The 14,432-nt window shown below is 72.4% G+C and carries 16 protein-coding genes and 1 riboswitch; of the genes, 10 read left to right on the forward strand and 6 right to left on the reverse strand.

The genetic code is table 11. The annotated features are described in order from the left end of the window. Positions 1-195 precede the first annotated feature (195 nt). On the forward strand, positions 196-822 hold the full coding sequence (locus tag ACFHWY_RS23075) for a universal stress protein (protein ID WP_416582336.1): 627 nt from the start codon (positions 196-198) through the stop codon (positions 820-822). A 90-nt stretch (positions 823-912) separates the two neighbouring features. Continuing rightward, positions 913-1,710 (forward strand): zf-HC2 domain-containing protein, encoded by a 798-nt coding sequence (locus ACFHWY_RS23080; RefSeq protein WP_416582337.1) that lies wholly within the window; start codon positions 913-915, stop codon positions 1,708-1,710. Between the two features lie 55 nt (positions 1,711-1,765). On the opposite strand, the gene ACFHWY_RS23085 is transcribed toward ACFHWY_RS23080, so the two are convergent. The 4 genes from ACFHWY_RS23085 to ACFHWY_RS23100 form a co-directional block, all read right to left on the reverse strand. After that, a complete protein-coding gene (locus ACFHWY_RS23085) occupies positions 1,766-2,338 on the reverse strand; it encodes a sigma-70 family RNA polymerase sigma factor (protein ID WP_416582362.1) in 573 nt (190 codons plus the stop codon). 110 nt (positions 2,339-2,448) lie between these two features. Further along, entirely contained in the window at positions 2,449-4,713 is a 2,265-nt protein-coding gene (locus tag ACFHWY_RS23090; protein WP_416582338.1) for a heavy metal translocating P-type ATPase, read from the reverse strand. Positions 4,714-4,724: 11 nt separating this feature from the next. Beyond that, positions 4,725-5,690 carry a hypothetical protein gene (locus ACFHWY_RS23095; protein WP_416582339.1) on the reverse strand — a complete coding sequence of 322 codons (966 nt, stop codon included), beginning with the start codon at positions 5,688-5,690 and terminating at the stop codon, positions 4,725-4,727. 31 nt (positions 5,691-5,721) lie between these two features. Beyond that, the gene (locus ACFHWY_RS23100) at positions 5,722-5,931 is read right to left on the reverse strand and encodes a heavy-metal-associated domain-containing protein (protein ID WP_416582340.1); all 210 of its coding nucleotides are present in this window, start codon (positions 5,929-5,931) and stop codon (positions 5,722-5,724) included. Between the two features lie 118 nt (positions 5,932-6,049). Between ACFHWY_RS23100 and ACFHWY_RS23105 the strand changes: the two genes are divergently transcribed. From ACFHWY_RS23105 to ACFHWY_RS23115, 3 genes are all read left to right on the forward strand, one after another. Beyond that, the gene (locus ACFHWY_RS23105; RefSeq protein ID WP_416582341.1) at positions 6,050-6,346 is read left to right on the forward strand and encodes a metal-sensitive transcriptional regulator; all 297 of its coding nucleotides are present in this window, start codon (positions 6,050-6,052) and stop codon (positions 6,344-6,346) included. 310 nt (positions 6,347-6,656) lie between these two features. After that, on the forward strand, positions 6,657-8,018 hold the full coding sequence (locus tag ACFHWY_RS23110; RefSeq protein ID WP_416582342.1) for a YibE/F family protein: 1,362 nt from the start codon (positions 6,657-6,659) through the stop codon (positions 8,016-8,018). 166 nt (positions 8,019-8,184) lie between these two features. Then, positions 8,185-8,316: riboswitch (cyclic di-AMP (ydaO/yuaA leader) on the forward strand. 3 nt (positions 8,317-8,319) lie between these two features. Next, the gene (locus ACFHWY_RS23115; RefSeq protein ID WP_416582343.1) at positions 8,320-9,333 is read left to right on the forward strand and encodes a coiled-coil domain-containing protein; all 1,014 of its coding nucleotides are present in this window, start codon (positions 8,320-8,322) and stop codon (positions 9,331-9,333) included. A gap of 62 nt (positions 9,334-9,395) precedes the next feature. Here the strand turns inward: ACFHWY_RS23115 and ACFHWY_RS23120 are convergent, their stop codons facing one another. Further along, on the reverse strand, positions 9,396-10,091 hold the full coding sequence (locus ACFHWY_RS23120) for a carbonic anhydrase (protein WP_416582344.1): 696 nt from the start codon (positions 10,089-10,091) through the stop codon (positions 9,396-9,398). Positions 10,092-10,247: 156 nt separating this feature from the next. Here ACFHWY_RS23120 and ACFHWY_RS23125 point away from each other — a divergent pair, with 156 nt between their 5' ends. From ACFHWY_RS23125 to ACFHWY_RS23140, 4 genes are all read left to right on the forward strand, one after another. Continuing rightward, positions 10,248-10,583 carry a helix-turn-helix transcriptional regulator gene (locus tag ACFHWY_RS23125; RefSeq protein WP_416582345.1) on the forward strand — a complete coding sequence of 112 codons (336 nt, stop codon included), beginning with the start codon at positions 10,248-10,250 and terminating at the stop codon, positions 10,581-10,583. Positions 10,584-10,705: 122 nt separating this feature from the next. Beyond that, the gene (locus ACFHWY_RS23130) at positions 10,706-11,119 is read left to right on the forward strand and encodes a hypothetical protein (RefSeq protein WP_416582346.1); all 414 of its coding nucleotides are present in this window, start codon (positions 10,706-10,708) and stop codon (positions 11,117-11,119) included. A gap of 131 nt (positions 11,120-11,250) precedes the next feature. Beyond that, on the forward strand, positions 11,251-12,039 hold the full coding sequence (locus ACFHWY_RS23135; protein WP_416582347.1) for a hypothetical protein: 789 nt from the start codon (positions 11,251-11,253) through the stop codon (positions 12,037-12,039). 134 nt (positions 12,040-12,173) lie between these two features. Further along, positions 12,174-13,358: an AI-2E family transporter gene (locus ACFHWY_RS23140; RefSeq protein ID WP_416582348.1), complete on the forward strand. Its 1,185-nt coding sequence runs from the start codon at positions 12,174-12,176 to the stop codon at positions 13,356-13,358. Positions 13,359-13,392: 34 nt separating this feature from the next. On the opposite strand, the gene ACFHWY_RS23145 is transcribed toward ACFHWY_RS23140, so the two are convergent. Then, a complete protein-coding gene (locus tag ACFHWY_RS23145; protein ID WP_416582349.1) occupies positions 13,393-14,061 on the reverse strand; it encodes a dienelactone hydrolase family protein in 669 nt (222 codons plus the stop codon). A gap of 187 nt (positions 14,062-14,248) precedes the next feature. On the opposite strand from ACFHWY_RS23145, the gene ACFHWY_RS23150 reads away from it, so the two are divergent. Next, entirely contained in the window at positions 14,249-14,425 is a 177-nt protein-coding gene (locus ACFHWY_RS23150; protein ID WP_416582350.1) for a hypothetical protein, read from the forward strand. Positions 14,426-14,432 lie beyond the last annotated feature (7 nt).

Here is a 14,432-nt window from a genome sequence, read left to right on the forward strand (position 1 = left end):
CGGCCGGGTGGGCCGTCGTGCCGGTGAGCGTCACCGCGCTCCAGCCCGCGGTGGCCCGCCGCCATCCGGTCGTTCACCAACGGACGCGCCACCCGCAGAACCCTGTCCCGGCGAACCGAGGGCCTACCCTCGGGCTGCCTGGGTAGTCGTGCCGGTATGACCCTGTCGACCGACCGGCCGGTGGCGTGATGCGCCGTGTCTGAGTGGTGGTTCGTGGTCCTGGTGGTGGTGCTCTGGCTGGCCGTCGGCCTGGGAACCGCGGCGGTCTTCGTGACCCGGGGCGGGCACCGAAGCCTGCTCTGGTACCTGGTGGGCGGGCTGCTCGGCCCGCTGTTCGTACCGATCGCCGCCGAGCGGGGCCGGGCCCGGCCCCAACTGGTCGACGTCCGCCACCAGCCGTCCGGGCCGACCGGTACCGGACTTCGGGTGCTGGTCGGCGTGGACGGCTCGACGCACGCCGACCGGGCCCTGCGCGCCGTCGCACACACCCTCACCGGGAGCACCAGCGAACTGGTGCTGGTCACCGTTACCAGCCCCGATCTGACCGACGACGAGGCCCGACGGGAGCACGAGCGGGCCCGACGCATGATCGAAGATCGGGTTGCCGCCCTCCCGGACGGGTTGCCCCGGCCCACCACCACGATCGTCAGCGGCCACCCGGTCGACGCGCTGCTGACCGTTGCCGACGACCGGGACGTGGACCTGATGGTGGTCGGCCGGCACGGCCACGGGCTAGGCGACCGGCTGCTGGGTAGCGTCGCGGAGGGCCTGATCCAACGGTCGACGCGCGCCGTCCTGCTTGGCAGCCTGCCCGGCCGCTGACCGCCTGCCGGTTGGTGCCCTCGGCCACTCCGACCGGGCGGTGCCTGATCCGCCGGGAACCAGTCCGGGCCGGGGAGCGACTACCGGTACATGGGGTGTGAGCAGTGGCGGGAGATCCTGTCGGCGCAGTTGGACGGTGAGGCGACCGCGGTCGAGCAACGTACGGCCGGGGTGCACCTGGAGACCTGTGTCGGCTGCCGGGCCTGGCTGGACTCGGCGGCGAGGGTGACCCGGCGGGCGCGTACCCAGGTGGTGACCTCACTGCCGGACCTGACCGGGGCGATCCTTGCCGCCGCACCGCCGCCGCCGAAGCGGCGGCGGCGGTGGCGCGAGCTGGTCGCCGGTACGGGTCGCCGGTCGGCCTCGCGTTTCGGCCGCGCCACGGTGGTCACCGGACTGCGGGGCGCGCTGGGGCTGCTCGGCGCGGTGCAGCTGGTCCTCGGGCTGGCCCAGATCGGCCAGGCCGAGTTGGGCGAGCACCTGCACGCCACCGGTCAGCACCTGTGGCACGAGTCGGCCGCCTGGAATGTGGCGGTCGGTGCGGGTTTCCTCTTCGTCGCGCTGCGCCGGACCTCGCCGTCAGGGCTGTTGCCGATGCTCAGCGCCTTCGTGATCACCCTCGTACTGCTGTCGATCAACGACCTCGTCGCGGCGCAGGTCGCCGTGGAACGGCTGGTCAGCCACGGGTTCCTGGTGGTCGGGTACCTGATCACCGTGCTGCTGTCGCGAAGCTCGCGGCAGCCCGCCGACCCGAGCGACCGGCAGCGGCCGGAGCAGTCCCGTTGGCGGTTGCGGCTCGACGAGGCCGAAGAGCTGGCTCCGCTACGCCTGCTGCCGCCCTACCCGGCGCAGGTGCGGCACGGCAACGACCAGCGCCGCGCCGCCTGATCGCACCGTTGGCAGGGCGCCACCGGTCGGCGGCGGGCGGGGATCCGCGACGGCGTCAGCCGGCGGCGCCGGAGCGCCCGCACCGACGGTCGACGACGGACGGCCTGATCATCGCGATCAGGTCCTCGCGGGCGCGGGCCACGCGGGACCGGATTGTGCCGACCGGTACGTCACAGACGTGCGCCGCCTCGGCGTACGACAGGCCGAGTAGCTGCGTGGCCACGAAGGCCTCCCGTCGCTCGGCGGCGAGACCGTCGAGCAGCCCGTGGAGCACCACCTGCTCGTCCACCCCGGTGCGCACCCCTGCCGGCATCGCTTCCGCGGCGGCCTGCCAGTCGGCGAGGTTGGCGGTGCGGGGCCGGCAGGTAGCGGCTCGGACCTGGTCGACGGCGACCCGCCGGGCGATGGCGAGCAGCCAGGTCCGTGCCGTGGACCGACCGGCGAAGGACGGCAGCGATCGCCAGGCCCGCAGGTACGTCTCCTGGACCAGGTCGTCGACCTCCCGGACCCCGGGCAGATTGGCCAGGAATCGACGTACGTCGTGCTGCGTCGCCCGCACGAACGCCGCCGCCGCGACCTGGTCTCCCCGGCCCGCGGCGAACGCGTACCCGCTGATGTCGTCGTTCACGGCTGTCATCGCCGTATTGGTCGGACGGCGTCACCGATTGGTTCCCGGCGGGCGGACAATCGAGGACCTGCCTGTCCAGCCGACCGAGGGTGACGCCAGCCGGCCGCCGGTCAACCCGGCCGGGTTCGGGAGACCGGACGGAACCGGCGCAACCGGAGGCTGTTGGCCACCACGAAGACCGAGGAGAAGGCCATCGCCGCGCCGGCGATCATCGGATTGAGCAGACCACCCGCGGCCAGCGGCAGCGCCGCGACGTTGTAGGCGAAGGCCCAGAACAGGTTCCCCTTGATGGTGCCCAGGGTGCTGCGGGCGAGCCGGATGGCGTCAACGGCGGCCGTCAGGTCGTCCCGCACCAGGGTCAGATCGGACGCCTCGATCGCCACATCGGTGCCGGTACCCATGGCCAGGCCGAGGTCGGCCCGGGTGAGCGCGGCGGCGTCGTTGACCCCGTCGCCGACCATCGCCACCGCCCGTCCCTCCGCCTGCAACCGGTCGATCACCTCGACCTTCTCCGCGGGTAGCACCTCCGCGATCACCTCGTCGATGCCGACCTCGGCGGCCACCGCCCGGGCGACGGTGACGTTGTCCCCGGTGAGCAGCACCGGGGACAGGCCGAGTGCCCGCAGTTGGCGTACCGCCTCCCGGCTGGTGGGCTTGACCTGGTCGGCCACCGCGAGCAGGCCGCGGGCCCGGCCGTCCCAGCCGACCAGCACGGCCGTGCGGCCCGCCGCCTGCGCGTCGGTCGCCGCCCGCACGATGTCGTCGGGTACGACCAGGCCCCGCTCACGCAGCAGCCGCAGCCGGCCGAGCAACACCTGCCGGTCCTCGACGGTGCCGGTGACGCCCAGCCCCTCGACGTTGGCAAAACCGGTCACCGGCGGCAGGGCGTCCCATTCGGCGGCACCGGCCACCACCGCCCGGGCCACCGGGTGCTCCGAGCCGGTTTCCACCGCAGCGGCGAGCCGCAGCACCTCGTCGCGTTGCTCGCCCTTGCCGGGTATCACGTCGAGCAGGGTCATCCGTCCGGTGGTCACGGTGCCGGTCTTGTCCAGCACGACGACGTCCAGCCGTCTGGTGGACTCCAGCGCCTCCGGTCCCCTGATCAGGATGCCGAGTTGGGCACCACGGCCCGTGCCGACCAGCAGTGCGGTCGGCGTTGCCAGGCCGAGGGCGCACGGGCAGGCGATGATCAACACCGCCACGGCGGCGGTGAAGGCGGCGGCCGGCCCGGCACCGGAGCCGAGCCACCAGCCGAGCGTGCCGACGGCCAGGGCGATCACGATCGGCACGAAGACCCCGGAGATGCGGTCGGCGAGTCGCTGCGCGGCGGACTTGCCGGTCTGCGCCTGCTCGACCAGTCGGGCCATCTGCGCCAGCTGGGTGTCGGCGCCGACCCGGTTGGCGGTGACCACGAGCCGGCCACCGGCGTTGACGCAGCCGCCCACGACGCTGTCACCCACCCCCACCTCGACCGGCACCGACTCGCCGGTCACCAGGCTGGCGTCGACCGCCGACGAACCCTCGTCCACCGTCCCGTCGGTGGCGATCTTTTCGCCGGGCCGCACCACGAAGCGGTCTCCCACCGCGAGCCGGTCGACCGGTATTCGGGTCTCCGCTCCGTCGCGCAGCACCGAGACGTCCCTGGCACCCAACTCCAGCAACGCCCGCAGCGCCGCCCCCGCGGTCCGCTTCGAGCGCGCCTCGAAGTAGCGGCCGGCCAGGATGAACGTGGTCACCCCGGCCGCCGCCTCCAGGTAGATGTTGCCGGTGCCGTCGGTGCGGCCGATGTCGAAGCTGAACGGGTGGGTCATGCCCGGCGTGCCGGCGGTCCCGAGGAAGAGCGCCCAGACCGACCAGCCCAGAGCGGCCAGCGTGCCCAGTGACACCAGGGTGTCCATGGTCGCGGCGCCGTGCCGCAGGTTGACCAGCGCGGCCCGGTGGAACGGCAGTCCGCCGTAGACCACGACCGGGGCGGCCAGGGTCAGCGACAGCCACTGCCAGTAGGTGAACTGCCAGGCGGGCACCATGGCCAGGACGACCACCGGCAGGCTCAGCGCCACCGAGATCCACAGCCGGGTACGCAGGACAGACAGCCCGTCCGCCGGTCCGGCGGCTGCTGGTGCGTCGGGGGTGGGTGGTGGTGGCAGCGTGGCGCGGTAGCCGGTCTGCTTGACCGTGGCGACCAGGTCGTCGGGGGTCACCGGTGCGTCGTAGGTGACGCTCGCCTTCTCGGTGGCGTAGTTGACGCTGGCCCGCACGCCGTCCATCCGGTTCAGCTTCTTCTCGATCCGGGCGGCGCAAGCGGCGCAGGTCATGCCGCCGATGACCAGCTCGATCAGGTGCGGTGTGGCCGTCTCAGGTCGGCTCGTGGTCATGGCTGGTCCCGTCAGTCGTGCTCGTGGCCGGGTGTGCCGTGCTCAGGTCCCGGCGCGCCGGGACCGGGCGCGGGCACGCTGCCCGGCTCGCCGACGTGCACCGTGAACTCGGCGGTACGCACCACCCCGCCGTGGCGGAAGTCGAGGTAGAGCCGGTACGCGCCGGCCGAGGGGAATTCGGTGGCGAAGCTCACCTGCGGGCCGGAGGCGATCCGCCCGTCAGCCGGGCTGCCCTCGGGGTGCACGTGCAGGTACGCGAGGTCACCGCGACGCAGCGCCACCAAATGCCCGTACGCGCCGAGATACGGCTCCAGGTCGGTGACCGGCGTGCCGTCGCGGCTGACCGTGAGGGTCAGCGTCGCGCGGCGGCCGGACTGTGGCTCACCAGCGAGGCTCACGGTGTAGCCGTCGACCGTCGTCTGCCTCGCCGGGGCGGGCAGGGGCTGCTCGGTCAGCTCGCCCGGGACGGTCACGTCGACGCCGAGCGTGATGGGCGCACCGCCGGTCGGGGTGAAGTCGGCGAACGCCCGCCAGACCCCGGGGAAGCCCAGTGGTGAGGCGATCCGCCAGGTGCCGTCCGGGGCCATCTCGGGGTGTACGTGCCGGAAGCCGGAGAGGTCGCGCCGGGCGACGATCAGGTGCATCCGCTCGTCGTGGCTGACGTCGTACCCGGTCACCGGGTGCCCGTCGGGCCCGGTGATGCGGAACGCGAACTCGCCGTCCGGCGCCGCGACCGGCATCAGCGTGTAGCCCCGGTCGGCGACGAGCAGCCCACCGGGCAGGTGCCCGGCCGCACCGTCGGCGTGCCCCTCGTCGCCCGCGTCGTGGCCGGTGCCGCCCGGGTCGCCGGTGGCGTCCGCGTCGTGGCCGGTGACGACCGGGGCGATCGGCCCGGTCGCCTGGCCCGCGCCGTACGCCGCGCCGAACACCGCCGCGAGGCCGAACGCGAAGCCACTCAGCTTGATCGCCGTGTTCATCGTGACACCTCGATTTCGCCCGTCGGCCGCCTCAGGCGCCGGCCAGCTCGTATCCGGCCTCGTCGACGGCCGCGCGCACCGCGTCGTCGCTCAGCGGCTCGTCGCTGGCGACGGTGACCCGGCCGGCGGTCAGCTCGACTTCGACGTCCCGCACGCCGGGGATCGCGCCGATCTCCGCGCTGACCGCGCTGACGCAGTGCCCGCAGGTCATGCCCTGCACCTGGTACGTGGCGGTGACCATCCGAATCTCCTTCCGCACCCGCCGACGACGGGTGGCGCAATGTGGTCGCGGATACCCGGCAGGGGTATCCGCGAGAGCACCGTACCATACCCCCCAGGGGTAGGTTATCCTTGTCGCCATGACCACACCCGCGCCGATCCGTGGCTACACCGCCAGCAAGGACCAGTTGCTCGCCCGGCTGCGGCGCGTCGAGGGCCAGGTGCGTGGCGTCGAGAAGATGGTCGACGAGAATCGCTACTGCATTGACGTGCTCACCCAGATCTCCGCTGTCCAGGCCGCCCTGGACAAGGTCGCCCTCGGCCTGCTCGACGGACACGCCCGACACTGCCTGCACGAAGGTGCCGCGGAGGGTCGAGCCGACGAGATGGCCACCGAGATGATGGCCGCCGTGGGCCGGCTGTTGAAGCGAGGCTGACCGAGCTCTCGCCGCGGGAGCCGCGAACCGCCGACGAACCCACGCGAGCCGACGTTCCGATCTCGGGCTTGGCTACCATTCGCATACGATGGCCAGCCGAAATCCGCGCGCCTTCGCGGCCCGTGTCCGCCGCCGAGCGCACGCCCACCGATCCGGGGTGGCCAGCCGGAGCCGGCCCACCGCTCACGGTACGCAGCGTCCGCGCCACGCTCAGGACGATCGCGCCGCGCGGCGCCCCCGCTGGCCGTCCGCACTGAACCCTCGCGCCCTACGGCACGTACTCAGCTCTGGAATTGTTGGGAGACATTGAATGGGCGCCGATCACACCCGTTCCGCTCCGCCCACCCCGCCGAGGGTGCGGCGGATCCTCGTCGTGACGGTGGTCCCCCTCTTCCTCGCCACCCTGGTCGCCGCCATCGTGCTCTGGCCCCGGGACGCGCCACGCCCCGACTCGGCCGACGACACGCCCCGGTACCACGGCACGGTCACCCGGGTGGTGACCGAACCCTGCCCGCCCACCCCCGCCCCCGAAGGAAGCCCGACGGCGTCGGCAGGGCCGTGCGGCACGGTCACTGTCCGGGTGGACAGCGGCCCGGACGCCGGCCAGGAGGTACAGACGCCCATTCCGGCCGGCCCCGGGGCGCCCCGGGTAGGGGTCGACGACGAGATCATCCTGGTTTCGCTGATCGACCCGGAGGATCCGTCGATCAGCGCCTACAACATCGCCGAGCACCAACGCGGCAAGCCGTTGATCTGGCTGGCGGTGCTCTTCGCCGCGGCCATCGTCGCCTTCGGGCGGTGGCGAGGTCTGGCAGCCCTGGGCGGTCTGGCGGCAAGCTTCGCCATCCTGCTGACCTTCGTGCTGCCGGGCATCAGCGCCGGCCAGCCGCCGCTGGTCGTCGCCATCGTCGGCGCGTCACTGATCATGTTCGTGGTGCTCTACCTGACGCACGGCGTGTCCGCGCAGACCTCGGTGGCCGTACTCGGCACGCTCGGCAGTCTGGTCATCACCGGATTGCTCGGGTTGGCAGCCACCGGAGCCACCCAGCTGACCGGATTCGGCAGCGAGGACGCCACCACGCTGTCCATGTTCCGCGCCGACGTCGATCTGCACGGCCTGCTGCTGGCCGGCATCATCATCGGGTCGCTGGGGGTGCTCGACGACGTCACGGTCACCCAGGCCGCCACGGTCACCGAGCTGCACCAGGCCAACCCCGACGCCTCCCGCCGTGAGCTGTACCGCTCAGCGACCCGGGTCGGACGAGCGCACATCGCCTCGGTGGTCAACACCATCGTGCTGGCGTACGCCGGCGCCTCGCTGCCGCTGCTGCTCCTGCTCACCGCGGACTCCCGCGCACTGGGCCAGATCCTGACCACCGAGTTCCTCACCACCGAGATCGTCCGCAGCGTGGTCGCCACTCTTGGGCTGATCGCCGCGGTACCGCTGACCACCGCGCTGGCCACGGTGGTGACCACCGCCGGTCGCCCCGGCGCCGCCGACCTCAGTCGGGCCGGCGCGGCCACCGGCGGCCCCTCCCCCACAGTCCTCCGGCCGGCGACGGACCGGGCTGAGGCGCTCCAGGCGCTCAGCACCCCACCCACCCGCAACACGTCCCCCGCCACCCGCTCGGGGTGGCCCGACCCGGACAGGAGCACGGACACCACATGGTGACACTCCTCTACGTGACTGCTCCCGCCGATACGGCTCAGTTCCGTGTCGCTGGTCACCCAAAGCGATTACGAAATAACGCATCTAGCCGGGTTCGAGGCGTAGAAGCCCAGATGGACTCTCGGGTAACCTCACTGCCGGTCACCGCCGAAGGCGCGCAGCGGCGCCTGCGGTGCCACCGCCCAATCGCCGCGAGGCGAGCCGGGGACCCAGGCACGTGGGGTGAATCCGCGAGAGCGGTAGGGGCCACTTCCGTCCCGAACCCGTCAGCTAACCCGGTCGGCGGTCGATGGAAGGGAAAACAGTGACGGCACCCCTACGCCGCTGGTTGACACCCGTGGTGGCCGTGTTCGCCGTGTTCGCCGTGTTCGCCGGCCCGGTGCCGGCGGTGGCCGCGCCGGACGACCCCAAGCCGGCGGAGCACGACGACGACCCGCCGATGCTCAACGATCTGATTGAGGCGACCAACCGGGACTACTCCAAGGCCAAGTCCAAGTTGGAGAAGTCCAAGAAGCGGCAGCTGCAGTTCGCGGTCGAGGTTCGCCGCGCCCAGGCGGACCTGGACACCCTCTCCCCGCAGGTCGCCCAGATCGCCACCCAGTCGTACCGCACGGGCCGGGTCGGCGCGATCGCCATGCTGCTACAGAGCACCGCCCCCGACTCGTTCATCGGCCGCGCCTCCGCACTCGACGAGCTGAACCTGGTCAACGACAAGAAGCTCAGCGAGGTCAACGCGATCAAGGTCCGCGCCGAGCAGGCCAAGATCGCGCTCGACACCGAGGTTCGCGAGCAGCAGAAGCTGACCAACGACATGGCCCGCAAGAAGACCGAGGCGGAGAAGTCGCTCCGCCTGGTCGGCGGCGTGGGCCTCACCGGCGGCCTGGTCGACGCCACCTCCCCGGTGGCGCGGGTGGGGCCGAACCGGGCGTCGGACGGCGGCTGGAAGTCCGAGTCGTGCAGCCAGAACGACCCGACCACGTCGGGTTGCGTCACGCCCCGGACGCTGCACATGTACAAGGAGGTCAAGCGGGCCGGTTTCAACCGGTTCGTTGGCTGCTTCCGGCCGGGCGACAAGTTCGAGCACCCCAAGGGCCGGGCCTGTGACTGGTCGCTGCAGAACAGCGGCTTCAGGCCGTGGTACAACAACGACACCCGGATCTACGGCAACAACCTGGCGGCCTTCCTGGTCCGTAATGCCGACCGGTTGGGTGTCTACTACGTGATCTGGAACCGGCAGATCTGGTTCCCGGCGACGGGGTGGAGTTCCTACAGCGGCCCGTCGAACCACACCGACCACGTACACGTGTCGCTGCTCTGAGCGCTCCGCGACGAATGGAGGGCCGTCCGGTCATTGGGCGGGACGGCCCTCCATTCGTCGGCTCAGGCGGCGGCCACCACTTCGGCCAGGTCGGCGGGCTCGGCGGCCACCGCGCGGACCTCACCGGCGGCCAGCCTGTACGACATGCCCACCACCGCGCACCGCCCGGAGGCCACCTCGGCGGCGAGTGCCGTGGAGGACTCCAGCATCACCTCGATGGTCTGCGCGATGTGGATCTCGACGATGGCGTCCAGGTCCGTCACCGCCGCCTGCTGCGCCCGGCGCAGGCTGGGCACCACGGCGTCGACGACGGCCCGCAGGTGACCCGGCGGCGAGGTGCCGGTGGCCACCGCCTCGCGCGCCGCCTGCACGGCACCGCACGAGTCGTGCCCGAGCACCACCACGAGCGGCGTACGCAGCACGGTCACCGCGTACTCGACGCTGCCGAGCACCTCCGGACCGGCGGTGTGGCCGGCGGTACGGACCACGAAGAGGTCACCAAGCCCGCGATCAAAGATGATCTCCGCAGCGAGCCGGGAGTCGGAGCAGCCGACGATCACCGCGAAGGGGTGCTGTTCGCCCGCGACGGCGGCGCGACGCCCAGCGTTCTGGTTGGGGTGCCGGAGCGCGTCGGTGACGAACCGCTGGTTGCCGGCGATCAGTTCGGCGAGCGCCCGTTGCGGAGCGCCGGGAACATCCGTGGTCAGGAGTTCACGATCGGGCCCTGGTTGCGGACCGAGCGATCCGGGTCGACTCATCCGGCTTCACCTCGCCTCTCGGTGGCTGCCTGGTCATCCCGGCCGGCACTGGTCTCGGGCTGCCACCACCGTCACACGCAGCGCAAGGCACGTCAAGCTATGCGTGATATGCATTTCATGTATCCGTCGGTCCCCGTCGGGAGTGGAAGTCATACGATGGCGGACATGGCGAACACCGGCGAGCGGGAGAACACTCGTAACTGGACTTTCCTCACAAATCACGCACACGTGCTACTCGCCATCGCCCGCAACCCCACCGCCCGGTTGCGCGACGTCGCGGACGAGGTCGGCGTCACCGAACGCGCCGCCCAGGCGATCGTCGCCGACCTGGAAGCCGGTGGCTATCTGCATCGCACCCGGGTCGGCCGGCGCAACGAATACACCCTCAATCCGGCCGGACGGTTCCGCCACCCGGCGGAGGCCGACCGTCACATCGGCGACCTGCTGGCCCTCTTCGCCGAGGAACCGGTGGCAGGCATCGCTGACCGCTGACCCCGCTCGGTCCGGCATGGCTGACACCGCCCTGCTGTCCAACCCGGACAAGGTGTCGTGCTTCACGGCTGGCAGGCGTCAGCGGCAGTGCACTATCCCGGACAGCGGGATAGGTTGGACGGGTGCCGTCTCTCGCGTTCGCCCGTCCGATGTGGCCGGCGACGCTGCGCGCGATGCGGGAACTGACCCGGCTGGCGCTGGCCGCGCTGGTGCTCGCCGTCGGTGTCGGTGGGATCGCAGCCGAGCTGCCGACCCGGCCCACTGCGGCGGACCTGCCGACCGTGGCCACCCGAGTCGCCGAGCCCGGCTGGATGGGTGACCAGTTTCCGGCCTGGCACGAGCAGGCGACGATCACAGTGGCACCCCCGGCCGGCATCGGGCGCGTCGACGCCGCACCCGCCACGGGCGTCGCCACACCACGCACCGCGATCGCCATCGCTGCCGCCGTCGTCACCGGCCCGGCCCGGCCCGTCGCCGCACCACACTCCACCACCGGAGAGGGCGAGCCGACCCGGCGCGGGCCGCCCGACGCCTGACCGGCGGCTCACCGGACACCCCCGACGCACGATCGAGGCGTACCCGCCGACGCGGTCCGCTGGCCGACCAGCCGTCACACCCGGCTCCACCGACACTCGGCGACCCTCCATCCGACCACGAGGTGTTGATCATGCAAGACGCCCTCTCCGCCGTCCTGCTCGACGTGCCCCGGGCTGCGGCGATCTGGCTGAGCCTGCTCGGCGTGGTGATGCTCGCCGTCACCGGCCTGCTGCTGCGTCCCCGGCTCCTCCGCTTCGATGCCGGCACCCGGATCCGGGATGCCGCGCTGCCGAGCCGCTCGGAGCACACCGACGAACGACGCGATCAGGATCGCTGGGCCGAGGAGGTCGTGGTGGCCGCCGACCGGGCCGACGCGACGGCGCGACGACGCCGCGACGGGTGGCTCGCCGCACAGGCCGATGCCGAGCAGGCTTGGCAGGCGTACGAAGCGGCGGAGGCCGGCGTCCGCCGGCTCTCCACCGCCGCCGCCATGCCGCTGCCCCGAACCCCACGCACCCCCGCCGAGTACGCCGACCGCGAGCGCTGGCTGCACCGGGCCGCCCTGGACGCGTACTGGCGGCGGGAGTTGCCGGTGGAGCAACTCAGTGACGTCTTCGCCCACCGGGGCTGGGATCCCCGGCTGCACCCGGTCGAGCAGGAGTTGCTGCTGCACCGGGCGGTACGCGACCACCTCCTGGCCCGCCAGCGGGCGGCCCGGGAACGGGAACAGGACGCCTGGCGAGCCGCGGAGGTCGCCGCCGCGGCAGCGCGCAGCCTGCGGGAGGAGACGGTTTCGGCGCTCCTGCCGGCGGTGCGGGAACAGGAGTCGGTGCTACCGCTGACCGTGCTCGGCGTCGCCGAGCAGACCCGGGAGATCCCCGCCGTCGTCGCCGGTCGGGCACCGGTCGCCGCGTACTGATCCGCCGTACCGCGTGGACGCAGCCCCTGCTGAGCCGAACCGCCACCGCCCCGCTCAGTGGGAATTAGCGTGGGATCGGTGTCGGAGGGGCGCCGTCCGGGTAACGCCCTCGCCGGACATCGAGGAGGACCGACGTGGTCGCAGGGAATGCCGGGCGTAGGACCGGCCGGCGAGCGGACCAAGGCGCCGGACCACGTCAGACGTGGGCCGCCCTACCCTGGCTGGTCCGCACCGCGGTGGTGTGGAGCGCCTGCCTGGTGGTGATCGCCGCCGGGCTCTACCTGTTGGCCCAGATCACGATGCTGGTCACCCCGCTGGCGATCGCCGTGGCCGCCACCCTCTTCCTCGCCGCGCTGCTCGACCCGGTGCAGTTGGCGTTGCGTCGGCTGCGGCTGCCGGCCGCGCTGGCCGCGCTGCTCACCGTCCTGTTGCTGCTCGGGGTCCTGGGCGGCGTCGGCGTGCTGGCGTGGAACATGACCGCCAGTCAGTTCAGCGAGCTCGGCGAGCAGCTGGGAGATGGACTGGGGCGCACCCGCGACTTCGTCACCTCCAGCCTGCCGGTGACCGACGACGAGCTCGACGGGTTGCTCACCCAGCTTCGCCAGGCGGTCAGCCAGCAGGAGGTGGACCCGGTCGCCAGCGCCCAACTGGTGACCGAGACCCTCGGGTCCGCGCTCCTCGCCTTGGTGCTGCTGTTCTTCCTACTGAAGGACGGCCGGGAGATGTGGCACTGGCTGCTGCGGCGGGTGACCGGGCGCAACCGGGGCATCGCCGCGGAGGCGGGCCGGGTCGGCTGGCGGACTCTCGGCTCGTACACCCGGGGCACCATGCTCATCGCGGGCATCGACGCCGTCGGCATCGGCCTGGCGCTGGTGCTGCTCGGTGTTCCGCTGGCACTGCCGCTGGCGTTGATCACGTTCATCGGTGCGTTCGTGCCGATCGTCGGCGCCACCGTGGCCGGCGCGGTCGCGGTGCTGGTGGCGCTGGCCGCAAACGGTCCCACCACCGCCCTGCTCACCCTGGCCGCCGTGATCGCCGTCCAGCAGATCGAGGGCAACCTGCTGGAACCACTGATCATGAAACGCCAGGTTCGGCTGCATCCGGTGGTGATCCTGCTCGCGGTGACCGCCGGCGCGCTCATCGCCGGCATCGCGGGCGCCTTCGTCGCGGTGCCGATCACCGCCGTCGCCTGGCGGGTGATCGACAGCGTGCAACGCCAACGTGAAACTGCCGCATCACCGCCACCCGAGCCCGAGCCCGAAGCAGAACCCGAGCCCGAGCCGGAGGCCGGATCCGGGCCTGCGTCCACGCCCGCCTGAAGCCGGCGTCGGCCACGCGGCGCGACCCCGGTGTTCACAGCCGAGCCGGCTGGGTGTGCAGGTGACCGCGGAACCAGTCTCCCGTCGCCTCGGCGACCTGTTCCAGGGTGCCGGGTTCGGAGAAGAGGTGGGTCGCGCCGGGGACGACCCGCAGCTCGGCCGGGGCCGCCAACCGGCTCAACGCCTGTTCGTTCAGCGTGATGACCTGCTCGTCGAGATCGCCGACCAGTAGCAGGGTGGCGGCGCGGACCTGGCCGAGGGCGGCGCCGGCCAGGTCCGGGCGGCCGCCCCGGGACACCACGGCCCGCACCGTCTCGGGCCGCCGTGCCGCCGCGACCAGCGCGGCTGCGGCACCGGTACTGGCGCCGAAGATGCCGATCGGGGCTCCGCCGAAGGGTCGCTCGACGGTCAGCCAGTCCACGATGGCGGCCAGCCGGTCGGCCAGCAGCCCGATGTCGAAGCGCAGCTCGGCGGTCTCCGCGTCCACCTCGTCCTCGACGGCGGTGAGCAGGTCGACCAGGACGGTACCGAGCCCGCCACGATCGAGTTGGTGGGCCACGGCCACGTTGCGCGGGCTGTGCCGGGAACTGCCACTGCCGTGCGCGAACAGCACCACCCCGACCGGTTCCGCCGGCACCAGCAGGTCGGCCGGCAGCTCGACCCGGCCCGCCGGGATCGTCACCTCGCTGCCCCGTTCACCCATCTCGTCCTCCCGGTGACCGCCTCCACCGCCCGGAAACCCCGGCCAGCTCCCGCCCGGATACCCCGGTCGGCCGGCGGCACGCCACCAGGTCCGGCCGGCGTTTGTACCCCGAGGCTCCGGGTAGCCGACGAGCGACCGCAGACGGACCGGCGTCACCGGCGCCGCCGACCAGATCGCGAGGACCGTCATGGCGCATCAACGTGAGCCCGCGCAGAAGGCCGCCGAGCGCAAGCAGCGGGAAGAGGACACACAGCGCGGCCGGGACTGGGCGGACGACGCGGCCCAGGCGCGTTCAGCCGACGATCCCCGGGCGAGGGCGCCCCACGACGCCACCGGCCGCCCTTCACAGGGAGAACCGATCTGACGGCTGG

The sequence above is a fragment of the Micromonospora sp. LOL_024 genome (assembly GCF_048060415.1).
In the GTDB taxonomy this organism is placed as follows: domain Bacteria; phylum Actinomycetota; class Actinomycetes; order Mycobacteriales; family Micromonosporaceae; genus Micromonospora.

Excerpts from the sequence above, each read along its gene's own strand:
- ACFHWY_RS23080 (WP_416582337.1), top strand. The coding sequence starts at position 913 with ATGGGGTGTGAGCAGTGGCGGGAGATCCTGTCGGCGCAGTTGGACGGT.
- ACFHWY_RS23090 (WP_416582338.1), bottom strand. The coding sequence starts at position 4,713 with ATGACCACGAGCCGACCTGAGACGGCCACACCGCACCTGATCGAGCTG.
- ACFHWY_RS23095 (WP_416582339.1), bottom strand. The coding sequence starts at position 5,690 with ATGAACACGGCGATCAAGCTGAGTGGCTTCGCGTTCGGCCTCGCGGCG.
- ACFHWY_RS23100 (WP_416582340.1), bottom strand. The coding sequence starts at position 5,931 with ATGGTCACCGCCACGTACCAGGTGCAGGGCATGACCTGCGGGCACTGC.
- ACFHWY_RS23105 (WP_416582341.1), top strand. The coding sequence starts at position 6,050 with ATGACCACACCCGCGCCGATCCGTGGCTACACCGCCAGCAAGGACCAG.
- ACFHWY_RS23110 (WP_416582342.1), top strand. The coding sequence starts at position 6,657 with ATGGGCGCCGATCACACCCGTTCCGCTCCGCCCACCCCGCCGAGGGTG.
- ACFHWY_RS23120 (WP_416582344.1), bottom strand. The coding sequence starts at position 10,091 with ATGAGTCGACCCGGATCGCTCGGTCCGCAACCAGGGCCCGATCGTGAA.
- ACFHWY_RS23125 (WP_416582345.1), top strand. The coding sequence starts at position 10,248 with ATGGCGGACATGGCGAACACCGGCGAGCGGGAGAACACTCGTAACTGG.
- ACFHWY_RS23135 (WP_416582347.1), top strand. The coding sequence starts at position 11,251 with ATGCAAGACGCCCTCTCCGCCGTCCTGCTCGACGTGCCCCGGGCTGCG.
- ACFHWY_RS23145 (WP_416582349.1), bottom strand. The coding sequence starts at position 14,061 with ATGGGTGAACGGGGCAGCGAGGTGACGATCCCGGCGGGCCGGGTCGAG.
- ACFHWY_RS23150 (WP_416582350.1), top strand. The coding sequence starts at position 14,249 with ATGGCGCATCAACGTGAGCCCGCGCAGAAGGCCGCCGAGCGCAAGCAG.